Raw genomic sequence first — 25,599 nt, 5'->3', positions numbered from 1 at the left:
TCCGCGTACCCGGTTGGTAATCGTTTCGAGTCGAATCTCCCAGACAGCCAGTCACGTCCCAAGTGGGTATGGTGTGTCAGCTGTTCCAGTCGAAATGGAGGGGTTCCCATCGCGGTGACGTCATGTGGTTTTGCAACAGGGGTTTATGTACCTCAAAATGGCACTGTTGGCGGCACATGTGGCCATTCCCGCCGGAACCAGGGATGTTCCAGTTGAAACGAAGCCCGCGTGTGTCAGACAATGGTCTGACGGTTCGGCGTCGTGATGCAGTGGAAGAAGCGGTTGGACTGTCTGACTCGCCTTACAGAGCGGCCTTGACCTGATCGAGGAACTGCTGGGGCGGTTGAGCGCCCGTGAATTCGCTGGCTTCGTCGTTGATGTTGACTTGCGGGACCCCGCGGACACCGAACTCCTGGGAGAGTTCCATGAACTCCTGGGACTCGACCATCTCGGAGGTGATGTTCGGATTTTCGATCGCGAACTTGTGTGCGGTCTCCACTGCCTGCGGGCAGTGCGGGCAGGTCAGCGTGACGAAGACCTTGATGTTCACCGGCTCGTCGATTTCGGCCAGTTCCGTCTTGATGTCTTCGTCCAGGCCACTCTCGCCGGTGGAAACGGCGACAATGTCACGAACGTAGGCGCCGAACTCCTGACCGGACGGGATACCGTAGTACCGGACTCCACGGATCTCGCCGTCGGTCAGCACGGTGACCGGCGCATTGTCGTACTTCGTCGCGTTCCAGTCCTCGGCCGCCTCGCTGTTCATATCGTGGACCTCGACGGTGTAGAGATCGGTGAGTTCCGCGAGTTCCTCGTTGAGTTCGACGGTCTCATCGCAGTACTCACAGTTGTCGGCTGTGAAGACGTGTGCGGTAAGTTCCGTGTCCATCTGCTCGAAGACTTCCTTGACGTCGTCACGGTTCTCGTCGGAGAGTATTGCCATCTTGGTTCAACACTACCGCCCCAGGTATTAATATGTGTTGTGCTGGGACGGACCCAAGTGAGGGTGTCGGTGCCGACAAACGGGACCTTCCGGGGTTACTGGCCGCCTTTCTCGTGTATGAGAACTAATTACGTGGGTATGATTGACACACATTTCCATATCGGTATTGCGCTTCGTTTGAATACTGGCCCCAAGTGAACCGCTGCCCACAGCCCGTGTGATTGTTACTCTTCGAGTTCCGAGAGGAATTGCTCGGCATCGCTTTGGCCGATTGTCTCTTCTTCGATCATCCGTTCTGCGACCTCGTCGATCTGGTCGCCCTCGGCACCGGCCTGTATCGCGATGTTCTGCGCGTGCAATTGCATATGGCCCTGCTGGATACCCTCGCTCACGAGGGCCCGAAGCGCGGCCACGTTCTGGGCGAGGCCAACCGAGGCGAGGACGCCGGACATCTCCGGGGCTGAATCGACGTCAAGGATCTCCATCGCGGCCTGGGCCACCGGCTGCAGGCCTGTTGCGCCACCCACAGTCCCAACCTGAATCGGGAGTTCGATACTGCAAGCGAGGTTCCCGTCCCCGTCGACCTCGTAGCTAGTCAGGGAATCGTACCCATCTTGGGCCGCGTACGCGTGTGCGCCAGCCTCCATTGCCCGCCAGTCGTTGAACGTGGCCGTCGTGACCGCGTCGATACCGTTCATAATGCCCTTATTGTGAGTCGCCGCCCGGTAGGGGTCTCCCATCGCGAACGCCCAGGCGTCGACGATCCGATCACGCACTTCCTCGCCGGTGAATTCACTGTCCTCGTCGGCGAGTTCTTCGGGCGGGATCGTACAGGTCGCACGGGCAAGCCGTCGGTCCGCCAGATTCGAAAGGATCCGCATTTCGACGTCCCCGCCAGTCAACTCCTCGATTTCCGGGGCCAGCGCCTCGGCCATCGTATTGACCGCATTGCCCCCCATCGCGTCCTGGACGTTCACGATGAGATGAGTTACGACCATCTGTCCGTTTGGGCTGTCAACGATTCGCACCTCGATGTCCTCACAGCCGCCACCGAACTTCACGAGTGTGGGGTCTTGCTCGTCAGCCAGTTCCTTCAGTCGGTCCTGTTCCTTGAGAATCCGCATCCGAGCGGCCTGCGGGTCCGTCACGTCGACCGCCTGAATCTGGGCGATCATCCGAGGCGCATCGACGTCGGTTTCGAATCCGCCTTCGGTCCGAGTCATCCGGGCCGCATACGAGGCGGCGGCCACCACACTCGTCTCCTCGATGGCCATCGGAATCAAGCGGTCCTCGCCGTCGATCCGGAAGTTCGTCGCGACCGAGATCGGGTATTCGAGGGTCCCGATGACGTTCTCGCTGACGGTGTCTGCCAGGTCCTCCGTCAGACCTGTGCCGCCAATCGCTTCGACGGCCTCCTCGGAAAGGTCGGCCCGTTCAGCGATTTCCGCTCGTCGTTTTGCGACCGGGAGCTTGTAAAACCCGGAAATGCGCGAGTCCATGGAACATGGGACGGTGGGTACGACTAAAAAACCTCCCTGATGGCAAACGCTGCGACACGGCGCCGGCGGTACTGCCCACTCGCCGAATCAACGGCTGTTGTCGTGCCCAATCGCCGGATCAACGGCGGTTATCATGCTCACTCGCCGGATCAGGGAGCTGCTGTCGACATAGTCTCGTTCGTGGGACTGCCAGACGCCCCCGATTCGACCACGTACCGTTGGCCAAGCATCGGGTCCAGAAGGGCATCAACGGGCGCGTCATTGTCCCGGAGGATCGGGACGTCGTCTGTTCGAACAGTGTCGATTCGACGGTCCAACGCGTCATCGAGTTCGTAGCCAATCGGGCGGGTCTCCGCTCGCTCGCGGAGCTCTTCTGTCGTTAGTGAGTGAGATTGGGTGGTTGCCAAAATCTCGATGTTCTGCACCACCCCTGGTTTGGCCGTTCGGAACGCGGTGACGTCGGCGAAACTGGTCTCCATCGTCCGGTACTCGGCTCTGAAAAAGTCCGCTCCCGGCCCACTCGGTGCCGAGATGATGTTCGCGAGCAACACGCCATCCGAGTCAAGCCGGTCTCCCGCGAGGTCGAAAAACTCGGTCGTAGTGAGGTGAAATGGGACCGTATCCCGTCGATAGGCATCGAGGATGATGACGTCGTACTCGGTGTCCGTTTCGCGGAGGTACTGCCGGCCGTCCATCGTGTGGACCGACAGGTTCGGGCCCGGTTCGAGCCCGAAGTACTCCTCAGCAGCACTCACAACCGCCGGATCGATCTCGACCACGTCGACATCGACGTCGTACCTGTCGGCGAAGATTTTCGGCCCGGTGAATCCACCACCGCCGATGAACAGGACGTTTTCGACGTCTTCGGTGTAGAGCAGCGGCAGGTGGAAGTAACGCGTGTACGTGAAGACGTGCCGGTCCGGATCCGAAAGATCGAGCGCACTGTGGGAGACACCATCGAGATAGAGGGTGCGAACGCCGTCCTGGTCGGCGACTCGCAGGTCCTGATAGGCGGTCTGGGTCTCGTAGACCGTATTCCCGGAGAGGACCATCCCGAACGAGGGGGCCACGACCGCTCCGATCAGGAGGGCGACGACGAGGGCGATACGAAGCACGCTCCGGAGAGACCGGTCCGGCCAGGCAAGCCATGCGGCCGTGAACAGCAGAATCCCCCCAAAGAACAACCCGATCCAATCGATCGAGAGGGTCGGAATCAGGACGTACGTGGTCCCGAAGGCGCCGCCAATACTCCCGATAGTCCCAAGAGCGTAGACCCGACCCGAGGCTTCCCCTGTACTTTCGGCCGTCGAGAGTTCGGCGGCGTATGGGCTGATGAACCCCAGGAGGTAGGTCGGTGGGCCAAAGAGGACTGTCACCGGGACAAGCGAGCTATACCGGGCCGGAATCGGGAGGGTCCCGCTCTGGCGGATCAGAAACTCCCCGGCAAAGAGGAGAAACGCGACATAGACCGTCGTCCAGAGTAAGAGAGTCTGCAACGTCGAAATTCGAGCGTGGCGGGGGGCTCGGCGTCCACCGCGGGCGTATCCCAGACTGAGCGCAGCAAGAAAGACACCGATAATGCTCCCCCAGGTGTAGATCGAACTTCCGAATTCGGGGGCAATCATCCGCCCTGCGAGAATCTCTAGTCCCATACTCGCGACTCCGGAGACCAAAACCGCGAGCGCCGGCTTCTCAGGGCGGTATCCGTTGAGTCGGTCGAAGCCGTCCATAGCAGGGGTAGGAGAGACAGCGGCCAAAACGGTTGTCACTGACGGCTCCCATGCCGGTTGTACCGTACTGGCAATCGGTGTCGGTCGAGCGACGCCAAAACCACCACCCGTCGACCGAACACCCCTTTGTTTCAACTGGAGATATTGAAATATCCGCAGATGTGTTGACCCGGCATCGATGTGCGCACGGGTCAACGATAATTGGTTCTTTGCCACCTTTTCCGTCATCACCCCGATGACATCTGGTGATTTTGTACTGCTCTTCCGGTCGAGATGCCCGTTCCTGGGCTGAGAGTAGCCTGACTGGCGCGGTTTCGGCGGGTTCCCCGACCGTGAACCCACCCCCTTGACTGGTTCCACTTCAGCGAACCATTTAGCGGGCCAGACTCGAGTTTTCGCCGTGGAATAGGGTCTCGGCTCCGACAAGGGCACTTGTCCCGTGCGAACCGTTAGTTAGGAGGTCCAGACCGGAGTTTCGGCCCCGAACGTTTGTGTGATTTTGTCACCCAAGTCGGCGAGAAGATAGGGTGTCTTAAATAAGAGAAGTCACAATCCGAAAACTGGGTACTACCATCATGGCGACAGTTGAAATCGATCAAGACCTCTGTATCGGCGATCAGGTTTGTGCATCGATGCATCCCGACATCTACGAAATGGGCGACGATGGCTTTGCCTACGTGGTCGACGGGATGGAAGAAGTCGAAGGCGACGTAGTGGATCGTGCCCGGGAAGGCGCCGAGGCCTGCCCGGTCGATGCGATCACCGTCTCCGAGTAACGCATCCGGTAGTTCGTGTTTTCTCAGCCACAATCGACAGCGACGGCGCCCTCGACCGCGCTACTTGCTAATCCGCTCGTAGGTTCGAAACACCAACTCGCCGCGTTCCTCACGCTCGACTTCCTCCCACTCCGAGCGGTCCCACTCCGGGAAATGGGTATCGCCAGGTGGCGATTCCGGGATTTCGGTCACATGAAGGCGGTCGGTCCGTGGCAGAACCTGTTCGTAGACCGATGCTCCGCCGATCACGTATGCGATTTCTGACCCCGTTTCCGCCGCGACCTCCAGCGCCGCCTCGATACTGCCCGCCTGAACGGCACCGTCTGGGAGATCGAGGTCCTGGGAGGAGAGAACGATGTTCAGCCGATCTGGGAGCGGTTCGCCGAGCCGCTTCGTAATCGCCTCGTAGGTGCGCCGCCCCATGATCACCGGATGGCCTACAGTGAGGGTTTTGAAGTACGCAAGGTCCTCGGGATACTGCCACGGAATCGATTTCTCGTCCCCTATCACGCCGTTCTGTGCGACAGCGACGACGATAGCGATGTTCATTCGGCCACCGCAAAAGACAGCGCCGGTGCCGGATCGTAGTCACGTAACGTGATATCCTCGGCTTCGAGTTCGGACAACGGGCGGTCAGCCACCTCGATTTCCGGTCGTTCTCTGGGTGACCGTGTCAGTTGGGTAAGGAGGCCCGGCACGTGGTCGTACCCCTCCGGGTCGGGAGGTGCGGACTCCTCAACCCAGTCCCTCACTGCGGCGTAATCGGCGGGTTCCTCGACGGCCGAGAGGCGCTCACGGAGGTCCGGAATCGCGTCTTTGTACCACGCGCCCCGGTCTCCGTCCCCAAGATAGATGTGCGCGTCGACGACGCTGTGACCGAACTCCCCGACCGGCAAACCGACCTGTTGAGCGACAGCATGGGTCAACAAGGCGTATGAGGCGATGTTGAAGGGAATACCCAGAGCGATGTCGCCGGAGCGTTGCTGGAGGTGGGTGTTCAGTCGGCCGTTCTGGACAGAGAAAGCGAAGGTGTAGTGACAGGGCGGCAACGTCGAATCGGCGGCATTTGCAGGGTGCCAAGCGTTGACAACCAATCGCCGACTCCGTGGGTTGTTCCGGAGGCCATCGAGGACGTAAGCAATCTGATCGAAGGTACCCTCATCGTTCAGGTAGGCGCTGTCGGAGTCCGGCCAGGACTCCCCCGGGAGTCGAGCGTCTTCGTCTGGAACGGGATAGCGCCGCCAGAAGCGACCGTAAGCGGTATCCAGACGCCCTTCTTCATCGGCCCAGGCGTCCCAAATGCCGGTTTCCTCCCGGAGCTTGCGAATATGTTCCTCGCCGGAGAGATACCAGACCAGTTCGTGCACAAGCGAGTTCCACCGACCTCCCGAGAGGTCTTTGGTCGTGAGCAAGGGGAACCCTGTCTGGAGGTCTACCGTGTAGTGATGGGAAAAGCCAGCGAGCGTGTCGACACCCGTCCGGTTTTCCTCGTAGGTCCCCGTCCGAAGGACTCGGTCGACGAGGTCGAGATACTGCTCCATGGTACGATCTCGGGCGTGGCGGCGGCATAAACGTTCAGGGGGTTACCAGCCCCGCTGGTACTGGACGGGGATCTCCGCTTCGGCGTCGTACAGGGTTTGGGCCGCCCGAAGCGGGAAGTACGGGTCGTTAAGGAACTTCCGCCCCACGATGGCGACGTCACTCCGATCGTTTCTGACGATGGCCTCGGCCTGTTCGGGTGTCTGGATCTGGCCGACTGTCCCCACCGCCGGCACGTCCGTCTCCTCGCGGACCTGTTCGGCAAGCGCGACCTGATAGTTCGGACCCGCATACGAGATCGTCTGGTCTGGATGAATACCGCCGCTGCTCACGTCGAGAAAGTCCAAGCCCTTCGCAGCCAACGCCGATCCCAGCCTGACGGTCTGTTCGATCGTCCAGGAATCCCGGTCGGGCAGCCAGTCGGTGCCTGAGACCCGAAGGAAGACCGGGACCGACTCGCCCACGGCGTTCCGAACGGCCTCGTAAACCTCCCGAACGAGCCGGGTCCGTCCCTCGAAGTCCCCGCCGTAGGCATCTGTGCGCTGATTCGTGACCGGAGAGAGGAATTCGTGGATGAGATACCCGTGGGCACCGTGAATCTCCACCGCTTCGAACCCGGCATCAACCGCCCGGGTAGCGGCCTCCCCGAATGACGTGACGAGGTCGTCGATATCGGCAGGGGTGAGTCGCTCCGTCGGCGGCGCGTCCGCCTCGGCATAGGGAAATGGCTGGTCACTTGGCGCAACCACCGACCAGCCGTCGTCGGGTTGAAGCGGATTTGACCCCTCCCAGGGACGAGCCGTCGATGCTTTTCGACCGGCATGGGCGAGTTGAATCGCCGGGACAGCGCCCTGGTCCGCGACGAACTCCGCGATCGGGGCGAGTGCGTCGGAGTGGGCGTCGGACCAGAGCCCGAGATCGTGGGGCGAGATCCGGCCGCGCGGTTCAACAGCGGTGGCCTCCACGATGACCAGTCCGGCCCCACCGACAGCGCGCGAGCCGTAGTGGACGCGATGCCAGTCGGTCGCGAAGCCATCGGTCCCGGCCGAATACTGGCACATCGGGGACATCGCGATTCGGTTCCGAGCAGTCACCGAGCGAAGCGAGAGCGAAGAGAACACTCCTGTGGACATACCCAAAACTGGGTGCGAGTCGGGGATAATCGTTCGGTCCAAAACAGGTGATTAGCCGTTGCTCGAAGTCCACCCCCTCAGCCAGAGAGCCCGAACGCGTCGATCAGCCCTCGAAGTCGAAAGCCTCGGCCGCGATGTCCATGTCCTTGTCACCGCGGCCCGAGAGGTTGATCAGGATCGTGTCGTGCTCGTCAGCGATATCGGCCGCCAGTGCGATAGCGTGGCTCGATTCGAGCGCGGGAATAATTCCCTCCGTCTCCGAAAGCCTCCGGAAGGCCTCGAGTGCGGCGTCGTCCTCGACAGCCTGGTACTCTGCGCGACCGATTGCCCGGAACATCGCGTGCTCGGGACCTACTCCTGGATAGTCCAGGCCCGCTGAGACGGAGTGGACCTCGGTGTCCTCGTCCAGAACTCGAGTTGCCATCCCGTGGAGTGTCCCATCCTCACCAGCGGCCAGTGGGGCCGCGTGGCGGTTCGAATCGCTTCCCTCGCCGCCACCCTCAGCACCATAGAAGGCAACGTCATCGTCCCGGAAAGCGTGGAAGAGGCCGATCGCGTTCGACCCGCCACCGACACAGGCAACAGCGGCATCCGGCAGTTCGCCCACCCGGTCCTGGAACTGCTCGCGAGCCTCCGTCCCGATCACGGACTGGAAGTCCCGAACCATCCGAGGGAAGGGGTCAGGACCGACAGCACTCCCGACGAGATAATGGGTATCGTCGATATTGTGGGCGAAATCCTCGAGAGCCGCGTCGACGGCCTCGGCCAGCCCCGCATCGCCGGTCGTGACCTCGTTGACCTCGGCCCCGAGCAACCGCATCCGGAAGACGTTCATCCGCTGTCGGTTTGCGTCCGTCTTGCCCATGTATACCTCTGTGTCCAGGCCAAGTGCGGCCCCAACCATCGCGGTTGCGACGCCGTGTTGACCAGCCCCGGTCTCAGCGATGAGGCGGTCCTTGTCGGCTCGGACCGCGAGCAGGCCCTGACCAAGGGCGTTGTTGATTTTGTGGGCGCCGCCATGCAAGAGGTCCTCCCGTTTGAGATAGATCTCGACACCGTATTGCTCGCTGAGGGTTTCGGCGTGGTAGAGCGGCGTCGGACGGCCGGCAAATTCCGCTCGAAGGTGGGCCAGTTCCGCCTGAAAGTCCGGGTCCTCCCGGATCTCGTCGTAGGCCATCGCGAGTTGCTGCAGTGGCTCCTCGAGCGGTTCTGGGACGTGTCGACCGCCGTATTCCTCGAATCGTCCGTCGGGCATAGTCCAGAGGAACACGCCGAGTGCCAAATATGTGTTCACTGCTGCACATAGTCGTGCATCTGTTTCGGAGTGCTGGAAGCGGCTGAATCGCCGTGACTGGCCGCGAACGCTTATCCGATATTGGACCGTATCGTTCCATATGTCTGAGCGGGGACCGGAAGGGGACGTACTGGTGGCTGTTGCGGAACCGGAGCACGTTCCTCAACTCGTTCGAACGGCGGCGGACCTCGCCCGCCAGCGAACAGGGCGGGTGAGACTGATGACTGTCGAAGTCAAGTCGCGAGATTCGCCGTTTGGCATGTTTTCGGACGAGACGATTATCGAGGAGTTCGCCGCCGACAGTCACGAACTGCTGGACCAGGCCCCGAAACCGGAGGGCGTCGAAATCGTCCGAGATCTAGTCGTTGCCCGGACAGTCGCAAAAGGAGTGGTCTCAGCCGTGAAACGGACCGATCCCACAGCGTTGGTCATCGGTTGGGACAGCGAGCCGAGTCGATCCGACGCGCTGCTTGGGACGACAGTTGATGCTGTCTTCGAGCGGGCCCCAACCGACGTGTATGCCGAGCGAATAGGCCGGGAGGCAGGGGGAGTTGGGTCGGTTCTCGTCCCGGTGGCCGGCGGTCCTCACGTCCGGGCAGCAGTGACTGCTGGCGGTGCGATCGCCACGGAGAACCAGGCCCAGCTAACAGTGTTTTCGGTGGGACGTGCAGAGACCGATAGGGAGTCGGCTCAGTCCTTCGTCGAAGAAGGCGTTGAAACGTTCGAGGGCGTGCTTGGCGACTCGATGGACGTCGAAACGCACGTCGAAATGGCCGACAGTATCGAGGATGCAATCGTTGATGCGGCCGAGGCGCACGATGTCGTCGTCTTCGGAGCGACACGGAAGGGCGTGTTACGCGGGCGACTCGTCGGGTCCGTCCCGCGACACGTCGTCAATCGGACCGACAAAACAGTACTCATCGCACGAGGGGAGCATGGAACAATAGGAGTTCTCGGACGCCTTCAGGCCATGCTTAGTGGGAAAAAGTGACCGCCTGGGGACTCGTCGGACTGGCGACCCTTATTGGCATTTTCACCGCCTGGACGCTGGGCGCGAACAGCAACTCGCCACCCTTTGCTCCCGCGATCGGTGCCAACGCCATTTCGACGATGCGGGCAGCGTTACTCATCGGGCTGTTGGCTGGCGCCGGAGCGGTGCTACAGGGCGGTAGCATCTCGAAAACCATCGGGACGGGACTCATTGACGGGGTGGCGATAACGCCCCTGGCAGCGACGGCCGGTCTCCTCACTGCGGCGACGTTCATGGCCATCGGGATCTTCTCCGGCTATCCAGTCCCCGCGGCGTTTGCAACCACCGGCGCGATGGTCGGGGTCGGGATTTCGCTGGGTGGGGACCCGAGTATCGGGACCCTTCAGGGGATCGGTTTGTTCTGGCTCATGGTTCCGCCAGTGTCGGGGGGACTGGCTTATATTACCGCCACATTGCTCCGCCGGGAGGACATCCCGGATGCGGTCAGCATTCCGGTGCTCGCAGGCCTGGTCTCGGGTGTGCTTGCAAACATCGAACTTGGAGTGATTCCCGGCCCGCCGACAGTCACGCAGAATTCAGTGGCTCGTTTCGTCGCCTGGCAGCTTCCCACATCGTCAATCGCCGGAATCGACCCGATGGTGGTTCTCACGACTGTTGGCTTTGCCCTCGTCGGCTTTGTCTTCATCAGGCGCCGGACACAGGCCTCGGTCGAACAAGGAGTGAGCACGTTTCTCGTCGTCATTGGCAGCGTCGTCGCGTTCTCGAGTGGTGGCAGTCAGGTCGGGCTCGCAACGGGCCCACTGGAATATCTCTACGGCGTCGAACTCGGCCTTCCCGGCTTCGTGTTGCTTGCCATCGGAGCGATCGGGATCCTGGCCGGAGCCTGGATGGGCGCCCCGCGACTCCTCCAGGCGACCTCCAGGGAGTACGCCCAACTCGGCGCCCGACGATCGATCGCCGCGCTCGTCCCTGGGTTTCTCATCGCGCAGACAGCGATCGCGCTGGGCATTCCAGTCTCGTTCAATAACATCATCATTTCGGGCGTGATCGGCGGTGGCCTGGCAGCCGGGTCGGCCGGAGTGTCCCGACGCAAAATCGGAGTGACAGTCAGCTTCTGGCTCATCACACTCGGGACCTCAGTCGTGACCGGATACGCTGTCAATACCGCTCTACACGTAATTTTCGGGGCCTAACTCGTTATCAGAGGAACGTGAACAGAATCGTAAACGTGGCGTAGGCCCCCACCGTCGAGAGTAAGGGAACCACGTTTTGCATGACGACCACACGCCCGGTTGTCGATGGATCGAACAGATCAGCCGCCGATGGGATGTCTTCGGGATCCTCCTCACCGATCGCTGGCAATTCATCGCCCGGTTCCTCAGCGGCGAGGGCGCCAACTGAGACCCCTTCAGTCCTTTCCCCGTGAACCACGTCGGGAATCGTCGCCGGTCGGGTCGCCCGCCCCCACCCGAGCCCGACGATCGACATGGTCGCAATGATCACGAAGGACGCGGGAATGCCGATCGCCGAGAGCCCGGTCACAATCGCCGAGGAGACGATTGCCACAATGATCGCCGCCGTAAGTGGCAGATCAGTAATATCGCTGCCAAGCGTGTCCAGGGTTCGCCGGGCGATGGTGAATGCCCCCACGGCGACCGCGATACCCCCCAGAATAATCATCATATTCATGTCGACACCGGCACCCACGAGTGGGGCGATGGCGTTGGCGATGTTCGACGTACCGGAGGAAAAAGCCATCAGACTCCCGATAGCGATGACGACGATTCCCCCGTATAGCTCCCGTTGGGTTGTATTGGGACCCATGGAAACCGAAGGGAGCGTTCCGGAGCGATCGATTTCGATCAGCGTTCCTGGCGTGTTGTCGATCGCCACCCAGCGGTTGATCCGCGGGTACAGATATCGACCGATCATTCCGGACACCCAAAAGCCGACGATCGGGGCGACGATCCACCAGACCGCGATCTCGCCCATCACCGCCCAGTCTAGTTCCCCAGTCGCAACCCCAAGTCCAGCGATCGCCCCCACCGCAGTCATCGAGGTCGAGGCCGGGACGCCGAAGTAGTTCCCGACGAACAGCGCGCCCCCGATGAAGAAGAGCACGACGATGCTCGTTTCGATGGTAAACACCCCCGTATCCGTGATGAGTTCCTCACCCAGCGTCGCGACGACACGCCGTCCGATCGTCCACGCACCGATGAAGAAAAACCCGGACATGAGCACTGCGGCGCCGGTCTTTGAGATCGCGTTCGAACCAACAGCAGGGCCAAAGGCAGGCCCCGTCGTCGCCCCGCCGATGTTGAAACCGACGAACAGCGAAACCACAATTCCCAGGAAAAGAAGGAGTTCGATCATACAGAGACATCGCCCCGAACTATCTTAAGCGGTGTGTCATCCACGATTGTTCGGTTCAGTACATCGAGACGATAGTTTTGTGTCTGGGCCCCAAATCAGAGTGTATGCAGGAGAGAATCGTCAAGCAGCCAGCTCATGGGGTGAGATCGGTATGAATCCGAACCGGGTCGACTTCGTCATCGACCTCACCTACGGGATCTTGATTTTCATCGCAATCGCGCTCATACTCGTGGTCGAAACGATCGTCGGAATCGCCTTCGGACTCGGGGTCCTTGCCTCCTACGTGGTCCACATCGGGTGGAAGATGGCCCGCTTCGATCCGGACTGGATGACCAAAGATGTCGCCCAAGAGGTCGAGCAAAGCGTGACCGCGGAGGTCGAAGAAACCATCAACCAGGAAATGGACGACGTCTCCAAACAAGTCGAGGAGAAAGTCAGTGAGGAGGTCGGCGAGACCGTCGAGGAGACCATCAACGATGAAATAGACGAGGTCGCCAAACAAGTCGAAGAGAAAGTCAGCGAGGAAGTCGGCGAGGACGTCGCCGAGGAAGTGGAGGTACGGGTCAGCGAGGAAGTCGAAGACACAGTCAGCGAGGAAGTCGGGGAAGTAATGGACAAGGTGGTGGAGTCCGAGGAGACGGAGACTCCTGAAGAAAAAACGGATACCCGTGCCGAGGAATCCGAGACTGACGAGGAGTAGAGTGACTGACCCGACTGAATTCAGGGCGATGGAGATCCGAATCGGTGGCGATAGTGGGCCAAAACGATTACAATGGTGCTGACAGCCCACACAGAGTGCCAGCGAGAAGTGACGATATCCGTCCCGAAAAGACCGTTTTCGCCTGTGTGTGCTTTTCGTGCACTACTCACTATACTTCCCATTGCAGCCGTCCGACACTGAACCAGATGAACGGAAAGGAATTTCGTAGACGCTCCCAGAGTCGGAAAATCGGCCATGCGCTTTTATGCAATCCATTGCGAAGTTGTAGACTGTATTCAAGACAGGGGCCGGTTCGATCCCACACAGGATCCACACCCAGGTCACCTCGAACATCCCACAGAACATGTCCACTGACGAACCTACCATCGAAGATCTTCAGGAGCGGATCACCGAACTCGAAGCACAAGTTGACGACCACGGACACGACGACGAGGGGCCAACCCGGATGGTCATCATCGCCACCAAAGGGACCCTCGACATGGCCTACCCGGTGCTCATTCTGGGCCCGATGGCCGCAGCCTTCGGCTGGGAGGTCACGGTCTTCTCCACGTTCTGGGGCCTCGACATGCTCCACGAGGAGAACCACAAAAACCTCAAGATGTCCTCTGTGGGCAATCCCAGCATGCCCGTCCCGAACATCGTCGCCATGCTCCCCGGCATGGACCGTATGACGGCAAAGATGATGCGAGACAACATCGACGATGTCGGGACCGAGACGGTTCCCGAGCTGGTGCAGCGTGGCCTCGACAACGGCGTGAACTTCCAGGCCTGTCAGATGACGATGGACCTGATGGAATACGACGACGAGGAGTTCATCGACGGTGTCGAGACTGGCGTTGGCGCCGCACACGCGCTGCGCGAGATGGCAAAATCCGACGTGCAACTGTTAGTGTAACTCGGGTTCTGGTCGTTTGATTCCGTAATTCGGGTTTTCGGGACGTTTTGTTCCCCTCCCGTCACTTACTCCGATGTTTCCAGCAAGCCGGTCTCCGCACAAATGTACTCGTCCCGGACGAGTTGTTCGTCGACCACCTGCAGGCCGAGTTCGTCCAGTTCGGTGCTGATGCGGTTCAGATCGTCGTGATCGGTCCCGATCGCGTTCACGTAGACGTTTCGCTCCCCCGTCATGACCTCCCGAACGGCAGTGACACCGCGGATATCCTGGGCTTGTTTCGCAATCGCGTCACGCTCCGCGACCGGAGCTGTACAGATGATTTTCGTATACAGCGGGTATCCCGCCGCGTCGTAATCGATGTCGATGTAGTATCCCCGAATTATACCCCTATCTTCGAGTTTCGAGAGCCGCGAGCGAACGGTACTCGCCGAAATGTCGAGCTGTTCGGCCACCTCGCTCGAGGACGTATGTCTCGCCTTCCCCTGCAGTGCCGCTAAAATCTGCCGGTCGATCGTATCGAGCGCCCCATCGGTCATTACCTGTTCTTCCTAAGGTCGGTCATATTAGTGTTGCTCCGGTCGGGCTGACTGGCCAGCCATTAACGAGGGCTGTCAGGGGACCAGGCCAATCGTGTTGCAGACACTTTTTGCAAAATATCGGTAATTTTCTGGCAGATTGGTCATACAATCCGGTACTTTATGAGGAATCGTCGATAAGTCGGGGGTGAACGGTGGGTGTCTCTCGGAATCTGCTGTAAATCATCCCCATAATCAGGCCCCATGATGTCTGAGCCGAATACGAACCGAATCGTGCGTCTGCCGGGAAGCCAGCACAAGCGTCGTCTTTCCGTTCGAGGTGACCGGTTCGAATGAAGGAACTCGAACGGGACCTGGGGTTACCGGCCGTCCTCGCGATCAGTATCGGTGCGATGGTAGGGAGTGGGATCTTCATCCTGCCGGGCTTGGCCCTGAAAATGGCCGGACCGGCGGTCATCCTGGCCTACCTGCTCGCTGGTCTCCTCGTCCTACCAGCCGCGCTCAGCAAGTCCGAGATGGCGACAGCGATGCCGGAATCCGGGGGCACGTATCTCTACATCGAGCGCGGGATGGGGCCGCTGCTGGGCACGATCGCCGGCGTCGGTACCTGGTTTTCGTTGACGTTCAAGGGGGCACTCGCACTCATCGGTGGCGCACCCTACCTCGTCTTGCTCTTCGATCTGCCGGTGAAGCCGGTTGCGCTCGTGGCCGGGTTCGTCCTTATCGTGATCAACATTGTCGGTGTCAAGCAAACCGGACGGTTGCAGGTAGCCATCGTCGTGGTCATGCTCGGGGCACTCACGTGGTTCGCGGCGGGCAGCGCCACGGCTGTCAATCCGGCAAACTACGGGAACTTTTTCGGAAGCGGAATCGGAGGGTTGCTCGCTGCAACCGGGTTTGTGTACGTCTCGTTTGCCGGGGTGACGAAAGTGGCATCCGTCGCCGAAGAGATCGAGAATCCCGACCGGAACATCCCACTCGGGATATTGGGGTCGCTCGCGTTTACGACGCTTTTGTACGTGGCCCTGGTCATCGTCATGGTCGGAGTGGTCCCGGCCGAAGACATGCTGGGATCGAACATCCCGATGGCGTTGGCCGCGGAGGAAACACTCGCATCCGGTGGAGTCATCATCGTCGTGATCGCCGCCGTCATTGCGCTCATCAGCACGGCGAACGCTGGGATTCTGTCCTCCTCGCGATATCCCCTCGCGATGAGCCGGGACAGCCTCGCACCACCCTCGTTTGCCGAGGTGAGCGAGCGATTCGGAACACCCGTTCAGGCGATCACGATCACGGGCGGGATATTGCTCTTCATGGTCGCCTTCGTCCCGATTCAGGAGATCGCGAAACTGGCGAGTGCTTTTAAAATACTCGTGTTCGTTCTCATTAACGTCGCGCTCATCGCCTTCCGGGAGGCTGATCTCCCCGGTTACGAGCCGAGCTTTCACACGCCGTTCTACCCGATTCCACAGCTATTCGGGATCGTGGGCGGAATCGTGTTGATCCCGTTCATGGGAGTGGTCCCCTTGGCCGGGGCCGTCGTCATCGTGCTGGGCTCACTCGTCTGGTATTCCACCTATGTGCGCACACAGAGTGACATCGAGCGGGAGGGGGCAATGACCGACGCGATCCGGCGGCAGCTCGGCCAGGAAGCAATCGACGAGACCGAGGCGGTCCTCGCGGACGAGAGTAGCTCCGACATCCTCGTGGCCGTCAGAGAGAACACCCCTACTGAACGGGAGCCAACGCTTTTGGCCGTCGCCGAGGCGATCGCAACGGAGCGAGGGGGCACGATCCGGGCGACCCGCTTCGACGAAGTGCCCGACCAGGTCCCGCTGGAGACCGCCAGGGACCGCACGATATCCGGCGACGATTCCTTCGAGAAACGAATGGCAGCCTTCGAGGAGACGGCCGAGGTGCCGGTCGAATACGGCACCGCCACCTCCCACGACACGAAACACGCCATTGTCAATCACGCCGATCACCACGGAATGGCCGGAATCCTCCTCGAGCGACGGGGCGAGCAGCACCACGCCCCCCTGTTCGGGAGCGACGAAGGGTGGATCAAACGCCATACGGATTGTGATGTCCTCGAGGTCGAGGATCGGGGGCTCGAGAACGTCTCGCGGGTCTCGCTACTCACCGACTACGGTCGTGGCGACGCCACAAAGCTGGTCGTGGCGGCCGCCATCGCTGACGCGCACGACGCGGAAGTCGAGCTCATGACAGCGCTCGATCCGTCGGCGACCGAACAGAAGCAACGGTCAACGCGGGATCACCTGGAGGAGGTCGGAAGCCGGGTTTCGACGCCGGTGTCGATCGAAATAGTCGAGGCGGAGAATGCCCCAAGTGGCCTGATCGAGGGCACGCAGGACTCGGACGTGGTGGTCACTGGGAGCGAGCCGCGCGAACTCCGGGGCGCGATATTCGGTCGGCCGTCGGATCGGATCATCGCCGGGACCGACGCCACCGGCGTGTTGGTGACGCCGAACGGCGAGCGGCCCAGTTTCGTCCGGCGGTTCATCGGGAACCGGGTCTTCTGACGGCGGTGTTGCTCACGGGCTATCGGGCGGCCTTGCTGCCGTCCAGCCGACAACTTCTGCGCTCTTCGAAGCTTATAGCCCGTTGCAGGATTAACGCGGGTCCATGGCAGATTTCGGCGCGCTTTCGCTCGTTCCACCGTTGTTCGCGATTCTATTAGCAATTCTTACCCGGAAAGCCGTCCTCTCGTTGTTCCTGGGCGTCTGGATGGGGGGCGTCATCGCGACCGGGGGGCTCGGGGTCGGCCAGACCTTCACCTGGATCGCTGAAGCCATCGGCGATAGCACCTTCCACGCAAAGGTCATGATCTTCCTGCTGCTTCTGGGATCGGCCATCGCCATGATCTGGCGGCTCGGTGGCTCTCACGCCGTTCGGGACTGGACCATCAAACATCTCGACACCCAACGCAAAGTCGGGGTCGTCGCCTGGCTGTTGGGGATCGTGATGTTCTTCGATGACTACGCCAACACCGCCATCGTCGGGAGTAGCGTCAAAGACGTCTCCGACCGCCTCCAAATCTCCCGGGAGAAACTCTCCTACATCGTCGACTCGACAGCGGCCCCGGTATCGACGTTGGGGATCTCCTCCTGGGTTGCCTATCAACTCTCCATGATAGAGAGCGGCTACGAGGCGACGGACCTTGCTGCGGCCGCCATTCCTGACGCCTTCGGGGTGTTCCTCCAGTCAATTCCCTACAACATGTATGCGATCCTCGCCATCGTGATGGTCGGAATCGTCGTCTTGTCCGGTCGGGACTACGGGGAGATGCTCGGGGCCGAACACCGGGCGGCAACGTCCGGACTGGTGAACCGGGAGGACGCCCGCCCGATGCAGGACGTCGCGTCCGAACTCGGTGAGCCAAACGTCGATAATCCACGGCTTCGATCCTTTTTCCTCCCGATCGGGGTTCTCATCCTGGTTACCATCGGCTCCGCACTATGGAGCGGCTATGAACCGGGAGCCACGTTGCAGCAAATGTTCACGGGCGGCGACTACGCGATGGCACTGATCTTCGGTTCGTTCGCAATGGTGGTCTCGACCTATTTCCTCGGCTGGTTCGACGGCCACCTGTCATTGGGCGAAAGTGTGGACGCCACGATCGACGGCTTCTCGCTCATGCTGACCGCCGTGACGATTCTGGTCCTCGCCTGGTCGATCGGGAACGTCGCCAACGCCCTCGGGACCGGGGAATACGTTGCCGCGTGGGCCACCCAGACGCTCTCGCCCGCAGTCCTCCCCGTCATCGTCTTGTTCGTGACCGGGTTCGTCGCCTTCGCGATGGGGAGCGCGTGGGCCGCAATGAGCATCATGACCCCAATCGTCATCCCGGTCGCCTGGGAACTCGCGGGCACGCACACCATGGTCGCGGTCGTCGTCGGCATGGTCTTCTCGGGAGCGATCTTCGGTGACCACACCTCGCCGATCTCCGATACGACCGTCCTCTCAGCGACCTTCACCGGGGCAGACCTCATCGATCACGTTCGGACGCAGTTGTACTACGCCGTCACGGTCGCATTTGTCGCCGCCGGCCTGATGATCGTATGGGGATTCACTCGACTTTCGCCCGTTCTCCTCCTTGGAGTTGGCGTACTCGTCCTGATCGGCCTGGTGTATGGCCTTTCGGCGATCGACGCGAACCGGCGGTCTATTGACCCCGCCCCGACACCGCCCGACTCGGCTGTTGATTCCATGGACGATTGAAGCAAAGGCGATCCAATTGGTGAACCGAGTCGTGAAGAACGATTCGGAGAACTGTTCGAGTCTGCAGGGGCCCGCAAGGCGGGTCCGGACACCCCACCAGTTAGTCTGATTCAAATCAGGGTCGTGGGCGCTGGGCCGGCCTGGTCGGCGGGTGGAGTAAACTGATTCACTCGGCTGTTTCGTCCGTCATGGCCTCCCCGGCCGAAAGCGTGTTCAAGACGAGTGCTTCGATGCCACGACGAAGGCGTTCGGTCATCGCTTGATCCGAGACCCCGAACTCCGCAGCGAGTTCAGTCGTCGAGATTTCTCTCGGGATCGAATAATATCCCGCTTCGGCCGCCCGGGTGAGGGATTCGCGTTGCGGCGGGGTGAGTCCGTACCACGGGCCAGCTTCGGGGCGGGTCGAGTTGAACAGTCTCTCGGTTTCGATCGGGAGCCCCATCTCCTCACAGTAGTCCTGAAATTCGGTGAGTGCGTCGTGGAAGGGGAACCTGAGCGCGAACTCCCAGGTGCCCTCGACTTGTTGGGCCCCCAGTACCGACGCCTCAGCGTCCATCAGTCCGGCAAAAAACGTGTCCCCAGAAACCTCCCAGTCGAGAGCGTAGAGGGTTTCGGTAGCCGTCTCGGTGACCACTTGAATCTCGTTGACAGCATCGTGGCCCCCGACAGTTCGCTCGAAAGAGTCTCGTTCGTCGTAGACCCGAAAGAAGGGGACCGACCGTTGGCCAAGCGGGACGATGGTTTCGAGGGCGATGAAGGTCGTCGGCCCCGAAGCCAAAATTCGTCCCAACTCGAACTGCTGATGTGGGAGGGCCAGTTCCGCGATTACAGCCATGTCGGCCTATAGTGCCTTTTCCGGGTTAAACCCTTGTGCGTCTCCCATTCTGCAGGGGTGTTTGACAGAGTGATCTGGCGGCCTCCTTTCCTCAAGGCCGTTTTTCGCAACTTTGGAAAATGGGTTTACCCACCGGGCCGCTGGGACATCATCAATGGACCCGCTCAGTCGAGCTGGGAAGTCATGGCACTCGAACTGGGCAACCGAGCTGGGAGAACGGTCTCCGAATCAAACGGACAAATAGTCCCACCAAGATTCGAACTTGGGTCGTTGCCCCCAGAAGGCAACAGGATTGGCCACTACCCCATGGGACTGTACGCGGTCGAGAATATTCGATGGGCGCCCTTAACCGTTCCGCGTTCGAGTCGGCCACGCCCCGTTTCGCTACACTTTTGCTCCTGATAGCAGTTTTCCCGAGCATGTACATCGGTCGCTTCATCGTCGTCGGTCCCGACACCGCCGCGTATCGGGTCTCCTCCCGATCCTTTCCGAATCGCACGATGGTAAACCGAGGCGATGCCGTGACAGTCGTCCCGACCCCGGACGCTCCGAAGACGGACAACCCTTATATCTCATATAACTGCGTGAAGCCAGGGGGCAATGCAATGGTTATTGGCAATGGTTCACACGTCGATCCGATCGCCGAGAAACTCGATCTCGGCTACCCGCCCCGGGACGCTCTTGTCTCCGGTCTCTTCGCCCTGGATTACGAAAAAGACGACTACGACACGCCCCGAATCGCCGGTGTGCTCGGGGCGACGTCGTTTGTCGGCATCGTCCGCCGCGACGCGTTACTGGTTCGATCGGTCTCCGAGGCGACCCTCGTCGCGACCTACGAGAAAGACGCCCCGGAACCGTATGCGTTCGACGTCGATTCAGCCGAAGAGGCTGCGGAAACGGCCTATACAGCTGACTTCGAGCATGCAGTCGCCGCAACAGGAGTCACACTGTCCGAGTCCGGCTTTGAGCTCGCGACAGTGGATTCAAAGTAAACCACATTCGGCTCGGCCTCGAACACCTTGGTATGCAAATCGGGATCATTTCCGACATCCACGCCAACCGGGTTGCCCTCGACGCAGTCCTCGAGGATATGCCCCCAGTGGACGGACTCGTGTGTGCCGGGGACCTCGTGGGCTATAATCCCTGGCCCGCGGCCGCCGTCGAGACGATCAGGGACCTGGATGTCCCGTGCATTCAGGGCAACCACGACCGGATGGCCGCGAGCGATCAGAATTTCCGAGGGAACCGAATGGCTCGTGAAGGAGTGTTATACGCGCGCGAGCAGCTTTCCTCGGCCCAATTGACGTATCTCGAATCCCTCCCGATAGAACGCACACGCTTCGACGGACAGGTCAAAATCGTCCACGGTCATCCTGAGGATCCCGATCGCTACACCTACCCGGACGCGTTCGGGCCGGATTTGCTCGGGGACGAATCGGTCCTGGTGATCGGTCACACGCATGTTCAGCACGTCGAAGAGACGGCCAACGGGATCGTGCTGAACCCGGGCAGCGTCGGACAGCCACGGGATGGAAACCCCGATGCAGCCTATGCTCTGTTGGATCTCGATGCGCTGGCGGTCGACACGCGGCGGGTGGCCTACGATATCAGCCGCGTCGAGCGAGCCGTCGCCAAGGCAGATCTCCCGCTTCGAACCGCAGAACGGCTCCGTGACGGGCGCTAAGCGGACCGAATGGCCGGCTCACACCGGTTCGAGTTCGGCCGAGAAGTGGCGAAGTTCCTTTCGCGGCGGTTCCCAGACCACCTCGTACCCGGGCACCGACTCGGCATGTTCCATGACGGCCGTGACCGTCTCGACGATGTGATCGAGATGTTCCCGGTGATAGGTCCGCCGGGGCAAGGCGAGTCGGACCAGTTCCGGTCGATCGGTGTCGGGGAAGGCGAAACTCCCAAGTTCGACGCCCCGAACGCCACCCTCACGATAAAGTTCGACGACGAGGGCCTGTCCCGGATACTTCGCGAGGGGTAGATGGGAAAGGAGCGCTTCGGCATCGAGGTAGACCGCGTGGCCCCCGAGAGGCTGGTAAATCGGAGCACCCGCCGCTGCGAGTTGCTCGCCCAGTTCCTGGGTTTGCCCGATTCGTTGGGCGACGTATTCGTCCTCGACCGCTTCCTGGAGCCCGACCGCGAGCGCTTCGATGTCCCGACCCGCCATTCCCCCGTATGTCGAAAACCCCTCATAGAGGATCGCCCGCTGTTTGACCCGCTCGAACAGTTCCGGGTCGCGAACGGCCACGAACCCACCGATGTTCGTGATACCGTCTTTTTTCGCGCTCATGACCAGGGCATCGGCGTAGGAGAGCTGTTCCCGAGCCACCTCAGCGACAGTGGCGTCCTCGTATCCCGGTTCGCGCTGAGTCACGAAGTACGCGTTTTCGGCGAATCGGCATGCGTCAATGACCAGCGGGACGTCAAGTTCGTCAGCAAGATCGCTGGCTTTCCGGGTGTTTTCGACGCTCACCGGCTGGCCGGCGGCCGAGTTGTTCGTTATCGTCAGAATGATCGCGGGAACGGACGCTGCGCCCCGGTCCTCGACGAGCGAGCGGACGGCGTCGATGTCGAGGTTGCCCTTGAAATCACCCGACGCATCGGGGTCCATCGCACCATCGACCGGACAATCGACCGGTTCGGCACCGGCATTGGCGACGTGGGCTCTGGTCGTGTCGAAGTGGGTATTGTTGGGCACGACGTCATCTGACTCGAAGAGGGTGCCATACAGGACGTTTTCCGCTCCGCGGCCCTGGTGGGCGGGAACGACGTGCTCAAATCCCATGACGGACTTCACCGCATCCTCGAGGGCCTCGAAGCTCGAACTGCCCGCGTAGGCCTCGTCACCACGAAAGAGCGCTGCCCACTGTTCGTCGCTCATCGTCCCGGTCCCACTGTCAGTCAGCAGATCGATGAAGACGTCACTGGATGACAGATTGAAGACGTTGTACCCGGCATCTGCGATATGTTCGGCCCGCTCCTCCCGTTCGGGGAGTTGCGTGCTCGTCACCATTTTGGAGAGATACGAGCGCATAGCAAAGGCGCAGGGCGAGAGCCCCAAACATGTTCCTGGCGGTTTCTGTGCGACAATGCGCGACCTGTGACGAGGACGAGCGGAGTTGTCCGACAGAACGCACTTCTGCCAGTTCCACTGGAGTTATACTCGGGCCCACATTAGCGGGGCCATGGCCCAGCCCAAGCCGGAGTGGATTCGTGATTCGCTCTCCGGCGTGGACCGTCAACACCACGCCGTTTCTGAGACCATCGAGGACCAATCGTTGACGACAGTCTGTGAGGAGGCGTCCTGTCCGAACCGCGAGGAATGCTGGGCGCAGGAGCGGACGGCTTCGTTCATGATTCTTGGGGACACCTGTACCCGGAACTGTGACTTCTGTGACGTGCCGAGTGGCAAACCCGCTGCAGACACACCGGATCCGGGCGAACCGGACCGTCTCGCTGCGGCTGTCGACGACCTCGACCTCGATTACGTCGTCGTCACCTCCGTCGATCGCGACGACCTGCCGGATGGCGGAGCTGGCCATTTCGCGGCCTGTATCGAAGCGATCCGAGAGGTGACACCGGAAACGACAATCGAAGTCCTCATCCCGGATTTCGCGGGCTCAACACCCGCCTTGCGGAAAATCGTGCGCGCCGGCCCCGACGTTATCGGACACAATCTGGAGACTATACGACGGTTACAGGGCGAGATTCGTGATCCCCGTGCGGCCTACTATCAATCCCTGTCAGTCCTGGAAGGCGTGAAGAAACTCGATTCGGAGATCTTCACAAAGAGTTCACTCATGGTCGGATTCGGCGAGCACGAAGCCGAGATGAAAGCGGCGATGGACGATCTTCGCGGGGCAGCCGTCGACTTCCTGACGATCGGCCAATATCTCCGCCCTTCGAATGATCACCCCGCGGTCGAATCCTACGTCCCACCGCAGCAGTTCGCAGGCTACCAGGAGTACGGGGAATCGGTTGGCTTCCAGTATGTCGCTTCGGCACCGACTGTGCGGTCCTCCTATCGGGCCGGTGAACTGTTCGTCGAGAACGCGATGGAGTCGGGGCTCGAACCGGATCAGTTGGGATCAGTGAGCGACCCCTGATCACGGTCGAAGTTCCACGCATCGGTCCGGTATTTTTTCGTTGCAAGTTCCGCTGCCCGTTCACGTTCGGCGTCAAGATAGTCAGATGCTCGAACCGAACGGTCGCTGGTAAAGGCATCGATCATGGCCGCTTTGAGATCCGCGCGTGACGCGTCGACCAAAGACCGAACAGGCGCCACCCGATCCCGGGCATTTTCGAGATGTTTCTCGGAGATTTTCGCCGCGTCGACCGAGAGAGCGGAAAACATCTGTTCTGGGTTGAGATCGTAGAGCAGCGTTCCATGCTGGAGGAGCACCCCGTCCCGCCTCGTCTGCGCGTTGCCGGAGATTTTCCGTCCGTCCACCTCGACGTCATTGATCGGGGCGAAGTCGGCGTCGATCCCGACCTGCTCGAATCCGTCGATCACCCGACCGATGATCGCCCGATAGCTGGCTTCGACATCCGCAGGATACACCGACTCGGGCGCGATAACCGAATACGTGAGTTCGCCTTCGGGGTCGTGAAAGACCGCTCCACCGCCAGTTCGTCGCCTGACGTAGTCGATGCCCTCGGCTTTGCAGGTCTCGATATCAACCTCTTCGCGGAGTCGCTGGAAATACCCGATGCTGACCGCAGCCGGGTCCCAGCGATATAATCGGATAACGGAGTCAGCGCCCGCTGCGATCCGCTCCTGAATCGCCTCGTCAATAGCCATGTTCGTCGCGGCATCGAACTGACCAGAACGGATGAGGCGCCACTCCATATTAGAAGGCGTCCTGAATGATTTCGAGAGCGGCCTCGCGGTTTTCCCAGGGAACGAAGGCCGCGACCGAGGTCGCGGAGGTGATCACGTCGACGAGGTTGATGTGGGCATCGGCAAGCGGGTCGACGATCCCGGCAACGACACCAGGCTGATCGGGAAATTCGGTGCCCAGAACTCGGATAACCGCGATTTTATCCGTTACAGTCACACTCGAGAGGGTGTTGTTTTTGATGATCTTGTCGTGCAGCACGGTTTCGGCGGTCTCGGCGACGGATTCGTCGACGTAGACGGTGATCGAATCCATCCCCGAAGCGACCGCGTCGACGTTGATTCCGGCGTCATAGAGCGCTCCAGACAGTGTATGGAGAATGCCCGGTGTGTTCCGGATAGCGCGACCGGCAACGGTGAGACAGGAAAGGGGGTCCTCGCGCATGTCCACCATATGTTCGAACTGCCCCTCAATCGTCGTCCCGCCAGAGAGGATGTTCCGGTGTTGGTAGTGTATCACCCGAACCGTGAGGTCCTCGTCTTTGTAACTCAATGCGCTCGGTGCGACCACCTCCGCCCCACGGAAGGAGAGGTTCCGCAGTTCGTCAACAGTGATCTCGCCGACGTTTTGGGCACCCTCGACGACGTTCGGGTCCCCAGTCATGACACCTTCGACGTCGGTCACGATGACCACCTGATCGGCGGTCATGTACTGCCCAAGCATGACCGCCGTCGTGTCGCTCCCACCCCGACCGAGGGTTGTCATGTTGCCATCCAGATCTTGGGCGAGAAAGCCAGTCAGAATCGGCACCGTCTCTCCGAGTTTGTCAGCAAGTTTTTTTGACCGCTTTCGGGTTTCCTCGGGGAGCACTTCCCCGATATCGTTCGTGACGATCGGCCAGCCGGAATCGCCCGGTTCGAGAAACACCGAGTCGATGTCCTGAGCAGTCAATGCAGCTTTGAGGAGACGAACACTCGTCCGTTCGCCCATCGATACGATTTCGGCTTCGTCCCGGTCGGTCGCGTCAAACTCGATCGCATCAAGCAGATCGTCCGTCCTATCCCCCATTGCGCTCGCGACGACCGCGATCTCGTGACCGGCGTCAGCCACCTTCGCGATGGAGTCGGCCGCCCGGTCGATGCGTTCGCCACTGCCGAGACTCGTGCCCCCAAACTTGGTGACTACCCGCATACCAATTGCCCCCGAGATGTGATAGAGAGGTGCATAGCCCCGAATAACGCGTCA

23 protein-coding genes and 1 tRNA gene are annotated in these 25,599 nt (G+C 60.7%); 10 read left to right on the top strand and 14 right to left on the bottom strand.

Annotation, left to right across the window (positions count from 1 at the left end):
- Positions 1 to 301: 301 nt before the first annotated feature.
- The 3 genes from pdo to V5A26_RS05825 all read right to left on the bottom strand — a co-directional run bounded on the left by pdo (position 302) and on the right by V5A26_RS05825 (position 4,172).
- Positions 302 to 943, bottom strand: a complete 642-nt coding sequence (pdo, locus tag V5A26_RS05835) for a protein disulfide oxidoreductase (protein WP_332320593.1) — start codon at positions 941 to 943, stop codon at positions 302 to 304.
- A gap of 224 nt (positions 944 to 1,167) precedes the next feature.
- Entirely contained in the window at positions 1,168 to 2,442 is a 1,275-nt protein-coding gene (locus V5A26_RS05830) for a hydroxymethylglutaryl-CoA reductase, degradative (RefSeq protein WP_332320594.1), read from the bottom strand.
- Between the two features lie 149 nt (positions 2,443 to 2,591).
- Positions 2,592 to 4,172 carry a spermidine synthase gene (locus V5A26_RS05825; RefSeq protein ID WP_332320595.1) on the bottom strand — a complete coding sequence of 527 codons (1,581 nt, stop codon included), beginning with the start codon at positions 4,170 to 4,172 and terminating at the stop codon, positions 2,592 to 2,594.
- Positions 4,173 to 4,747: 575 nt separating this feature from the next.
- Here V5A26_RS05825 and V5A26_RS05820 point away from each other — a divergent pair.
- A complete protein-coding gene (locus V5A26_RS05820; RefSeq protein WP_332320596.1) occupies positions 4,748 to 4,948 on the top strand; it encodes a ferredoxin in 201 nt (66 codons plus the stop codon).
- Positions 4,949 to 5,008: 60 nt separating this feature from the next.
- On the opposite strand, the gene V5A26_RS05815 is transcribed toward V5A26_RS05820, so the two are convergent.
- The 4 genes from V5A26_RS05815 to trpB all read right to left on the bottom strand — a co-directional run bounded on the left by V5A26_RS05815 (position 5,009) and on the right by trpB (position 8,875).
- Positions 5,009 to 5,497 (bottom strand): dihydrofolate reductase, encoded by a 489-nt coding sequence (locus tag V5A26_RS05815; protein WP_332320597.1) that lies wholly within the window; start codon positions 5,495 to 5,497, stop codon positions 5,009 to 5,011.
- A complete protein-coding gene (gene thyA / locus V5A26_RS05810) occupies positions 5,494 to 6,489 on the bottom strand; it encodes a thymidylate synthase (protein ID WP_332320598.1) in 996 nt (331 codons plus the stop codon). Before thyA ends, V5A26_RS05815 begins: the two co-directional genes overlap by 4 nt.
- A 42-nt stretch (positions 6,490 to 6,531) precedes the next feature.
- Positions 6,532 to 7,620 carry an NADH:flavin oxidoreductase/NADH oxidase gene (locus V5A26_RS05805; protein ID WP_332320599.1) on the bottom strand — a complete coding sequence of 363 codons (1,089 nt, stop codon included), beginning with the start codon at positions 7,618 to 7,620 and terminating at the stop codon, positions 6,532 to 6,534.
- Between the two features lie 103 nt (positions 7,621 to 7,723).
- On the bottom strand, positions 7,724 to 8,875 hold the full coding sequence (trpB, locus tag V5A26_RS05800) for a tryptophan synthase subunit beta (RefSeq protein WP_332320600.1): 1,152 nt from the start codon (positions 8,873 to 8,875) through the stop codon (positions 7,724 to 7,726).
- A gap of 139 nt (positions 8,876 to 9,014) precedes the next feature.
- Here trpB and V5A26_RS05795 point away from each other — a divergent pair, with 139 nt between their 5' ends.
- Positions 9,015 to 9,905: a universal stress protein gene (locus V5A26_RS05795; protein ID WP_332320601.1), complete on the top strand. Its 891-nt coding sequence runs from the start codon at positions 9,015 to 9,017 to the stop codon at positions 9,903 to 9,905.
- A complete protein-coding gene (locus V5A26_RS05790) occupies positions 9,902 to 11,098 on the top strand; it encodes an inorganic phosphate transporter (RefSeq protein ID WP_332320602.1) in 1,197 nt (398 codons plus the stop codon). Before V5A26_RS05795 ends, V5A26_RS05790 begins: the two co-directional genes overlap by 4 nt.
- 7 nt (positions 11,099 to 11,105) lie before the next feature.
- Here V5A26_RS05790 and V5A26_RS05785 read toward each other — a convergent pair whose 3' ends face one another.
- A complete protein-coding gene (locus tag V5A26_RS05785; RefSeq protein WP_332320603.1) occupies positions 11,106 to 12,278 on the bottom strand; it encodes an inorganic phosphate transporter in 1,173 nt (390 codons plus the stop codon).
- 151 nt (positions 12,279 to 12,429) lie between these two features.
- Between V5A26_RS05785 and V5A26_RS05780 the strand changes: the two genes are divergently transcribed.
- Entirely contained in the window at positions 12,430 to 12,978 is a 549-nt protein-coding gene (locus V5A26_RS05780; RefSeq protein ID WP_332320604.1) for a hypothetical protein, read from the top strand.
- Between the two features lie 364 nt (positions 12,979 to 13,342).
- Positions 13,343 to 13,894, top strand: coding sequence for a DsrE/DsrF/DrsH-like family protein (locus V5A26_RS05775; protein WP_332320605.1), 552 nt, complete (start codon positions 13,343 to 13,345; stop codon positions 13,892 to 13,894).
- Between the two features lie 65 nt (positions 13,895 to 13,959).
- Here V5A26_RS05775 and V5A26_RS05770 read toward each other — a convergent pair whose 3' ends face one another.
- Positions 13,960 to 14,430, bottom strand: coding sequence for an Lrp/AsnC family transcriptional regulator (locus V5A26_RS05770; protein ID WP_332320606.1), 471 nt, complete (start codon positions 14,428 to 14,430; stop codon positions 13,960 to 13,962).
- Positions 14,431 to 14,762: 332 nt separating this feature from the next.
- On the opposite strand from V5A26_RS05770, the gene V5A26_RS05765 reads away from it, so the two are divergent.
- Both V5A26_RS05765 and V5A26_RS05760 read left to right on the top strand, forming a co-directional pair.
- Positions 14,763 to 16,973: an APC family permease gene (locus V5A26_RS05765; protein ID WP_332320607.1), complete on the top strand. Its 2,211-nt coding sequence runs from the start codon at positions 14,763 to 14,765 to the stop codon at positions 16,971 to 16,973.
- Between the two features lie 103 nt (positions 16,974 to 17,076).
- Complete coding sequence (locus tag V5A26_RS05760; RefSeq protein ID WP_332320608.1) at positions 17,077 to 18,672, top strand: Na+/H+ antiporter NhaC family protein; 1,596 nt, start codon at positions 17,077 to 17,079, stop codon at positions 18,670 to 18,672.
- A gap of 166 nt (positions 18,673 to 18,838) precedes the next feature.
- Here V5A26_RS05760 and V5A26_RS05755 read toward each other — a convergent pair whose 3' ends face one another.
- Together V5A26_RS05755 and V5A26_RS05750 are read right to left on the bottom strand one after the other, a co-directional pair.
- A complete protein-coding gene (locus V5A26_RS05755; protein WP_332320609.1) occupies positions 18,839 to 19,507 on the bottom strand; it encodes a helix-turn-helix domain-containing protein in 669 nt (222 codons plus the stop codon).
- A 241-nt stretch (positions 19,508 to 19,748) separates the two neighbouring features.
- Positions 19,749 to 19,821 (bottom strand) — tRNA-Gln (locus V5A26_RS05750).
- A gap of 105 nt (positions 19,822 to 19,926) precedes the next feature.
- Between V5A26_RS05750 and V5A26_RS05745 the strand changes: the two genes are divergently transcribed.
- Both V5A26_RS05745 and V5A26_RS05740 read left to right on the top strand, forming a co-directional pair.
- Positions 19,927 to 20,499: an IMP cyclohydrolase gene (locus V5A26_RS05745; RefSeq protein ID WP_332320610.1), complete on the top strand. Its 573-nt coding sequence runs from the start codon at positions 19,927 to 19,929 to the stop codon at positions 20,497 to 20,499.
- 32 nt (positions 20,500 to 20,531) lie between these two features.
- On the top strand, positions 20,532 to 21,191 hold the full coding sequence (locus V5A26_RS05740) for a metallophosphoesterase family protein (protein ID WP_332320611.1): 660 nt from the start codon (positions 20,532 to 20,534) through the stop codon (positions 21,189 to 21,191).
- An 18-nt stretch (positions 21,192 to 21,209) separates the two neighbouring features.
- Here V5A26_RS05740 and V5A26_RS05735 read toward each other — a convergent pair whose 3' ends face one another.
- Positions 21,210 to 22,550, bottom strand: coding sequence for a tryptophanase (locus tag V5A26_RS05735; protein ID WP_332320612.1), 1,341 nt, complete (start codon positions 22,548 to 22,550; stop codon positions 21,210 to 21,212).
- Between the two features lie 151 nt (positions 22,551 to 22,701).
- Here V5A26_RS05735 and lipA point away from each other — a divergent pair, with 151 nt between their 5' ends.
- Positions 22,702 to 23,622, top strand: coding sequence for a lipoyl synthase (gene lipA / locus V5A26_RS05730; RefSeq protein ID WP_332320613.1), 921 nt, complete (start codon positions 22,702 to 22,704; stop codon positions 23,620 to 23,622).
- On the opposite strand, the gene V5A26_RS05725 is transcribed toward lipA, so the two are convergent.
- Both V5A26_RS05725 and V5A26_RS05720 read right to left on the bottom strand, forming a co-directional pair.
- Positions 23,595 to 24,365 carry a lipoate--protein ligase family protein gene (locus tag V5A26_RS05725; RefSeq protein ID WP_332320614.1) on the bottom strand — a complete coding sequence of 257 codons (771 nt, stop codon included), beginning with the start codon at positions 24,363 to 24,365 and terminating at the stop codon, positions 23,595 to 23,597. The two genes, lipA and V5A26_RS05725, sit on opposite strands and share 28 nt — an antisense overlap.
- Before the next feature lies 1 nt (position 24,366).
- Complete coding sequence (locus V5A26_RS05720; protein ID WP_332320615.1) at positions 24,367 to 25,545, bottom strand: aspartate kinase; 1,179 nt, start codon at positions 25,543 to 25,545, stop codon at positions 24,367 to 24,369.
- Positions 25,546 to 25,599 lie beyond the last annotated feature (54 nt).

This window comes from Halodesulfurarchaeum sp., assembly GCF_036626455.1.
GTDB lineage: Archaea > Halobacteriota > Halobacteria > Halobacteriales > Halobacteriaceae > Halodesulfurarchaeum.
Note: the sequence above shows the minus strand (reverse complement) of the source record. Positions and strands in the feature narration are given on the sequence as shown.

Bases quoted from the DNA above. Each gene is read 5' to 3' on its own strand.
- pdo (WP_332320593.1), bottom strand. From the start codon at position 943: ATGGCAATACTCTCCGACGAGAACCGTGACGACGTCAAGGAAGTCTTC.
- V5A26_RS05775 (WP_332320605.1), top strand. From the start codon at position 13,343: ATGTCCACTGACGAACCTACCATCGAAGATCTTCAGGAGCGGATCACC.
- V5A26_RS05805 (WP_332320599.1), bottom strand. From the start codon at position 7,620: ATGTCCACAGGAGTGTTCTCTTCGCTCTCGCTTCGCTCGGTGACTGCT.
- V5A26_RS05815 (WP_332320597.1), bottom strand. From the start codon at position 5,497: ATGAACATCGCTATCGTCGTCGCTGTCGCACAGAACGGCGTGATAGGG.
- trpB (WP_332320600.1), bottom strand. From the start codon at position 8,875: ATGCCCGACGGACGATTCGAGGAATACGGCGGTCGACACGTCCCAGAA.
- V5A26_RS05740 (WP_332320611.1), top strand. From the start codon at position 20,532: ATGCAAATCGGGATCATTTCCGACATCCACGCCAACCGGGTTGCCCTC.
- V5A26_RS05720 (WP_332320615.1), bottom strand. From the start codon at position 25,545: ATGCGGGTAGTCACCAAGTTTGGGGGCACGAGTCTCGGCAGTGGCGAA.
- V5A26_RS05795 (WP_332320601.1), top strand. From the start codon at position 9,015: ATGTCTGAGCGGGGACCGGAAGGGGACGTACTGGTGGCTGTTGCGGAA.
- V5A26_RS05785 (WP_332320603.1), bottom strand. From the start codon at position 12,278: ATGATCGAACTCCTTCTTTTCCTGGGAATTGTGGTTTCGCTGTTCGTC.
- V5A26_RS05760 (WP_332320608.1), top strand. From the start codon at position 17,077: ATGGCAGATTTCGGCGCGCTTTCGCTCGTTCCACCGTTGTTCGCGATT.
- V5A26_RS05825 (WP_332320595.1), bottom strand. From the start codon at position 4,172: ATGGACGGCTTCGACCGACTCAACGGATACCGCCCTGAGAAGCCGGCG.
- V5A26_RS05735 (WP_332320612.1), bottom strand. From the start codon at position 22,550: ATGCGCTCGTATCTCTCCAAAATGGTGACGAGCACGCAACTCCCCGAA.
- V5A26_RS05745 (WP_332320610.1), top strand. From the start codon at position 19,927: ATGTACATCGGTCGCTTCATCGTCGTCGGTCCCGACACCGCCGCGTAT.
- thyA (WP_332320598.1), bottom strand. From the start codon at position 6,489: ATGGAGCAGTATCTCGACCTCGTCGACCGAGTCCTTCGGACGGGGACC.
- V5A26_RS05755 (WP_332320609.1), bottom strand. From the start codon at position 19,507: ATGGCTGTAATCGCGGAACTGGCCCTCCCACATCAGCAGTTCGAGTTG.
- V5A26_RS05725 (WP_332320614.1), bottom strand. From the start codon at position 24,365: ATGGAGTGGCGCCTCATCCGTTCTGGTCAGTTCGATGCCGCGACGAAC.
- V5A26_RS05780 (WP_332320604.1), top strand. From the start codon at position 12,430: ATGAATCCGAACCGGGTCGACTTCGTCATCGACCTCACCTACGGGATC.
- V5A26_RS05765 (WP_332320607.1), top strand. From the start codon at position 14,763: ATGAAGGAACTCGAACGGGACCTGGGGTTACCGGCCGTCCTCGCGATC.
- V5A26_RS05820 (WP_332320596.1), top strand. From the start codon at position 4,748: ATGGCGACAGTTGAAATCGATCAAGACCTCTGTATCGGCGATCAGGTT.
- V5A26_RS05830 (WP_332320594.1), bottom strand. From the start codon at position 2,442: ATGGACTCGCGCATTTCCGGGTTTTACAAGCTCCCGGTCGCAAAACGA.
- V5A26_RS05770 (WP_332320606.1), bottom strand. From the start codon at position 14,430: ATGACCGATGGGGCGCTCGATACGATCGACCGGCAGATTTTAGCGGCA.
- lipA (WP_332320613.1), top strand. From the start codon at position 22,702: ATGGCCCAGCCCAAGCCGGAGTGGATTCGTGATTCGCTCTCCGGCGTG.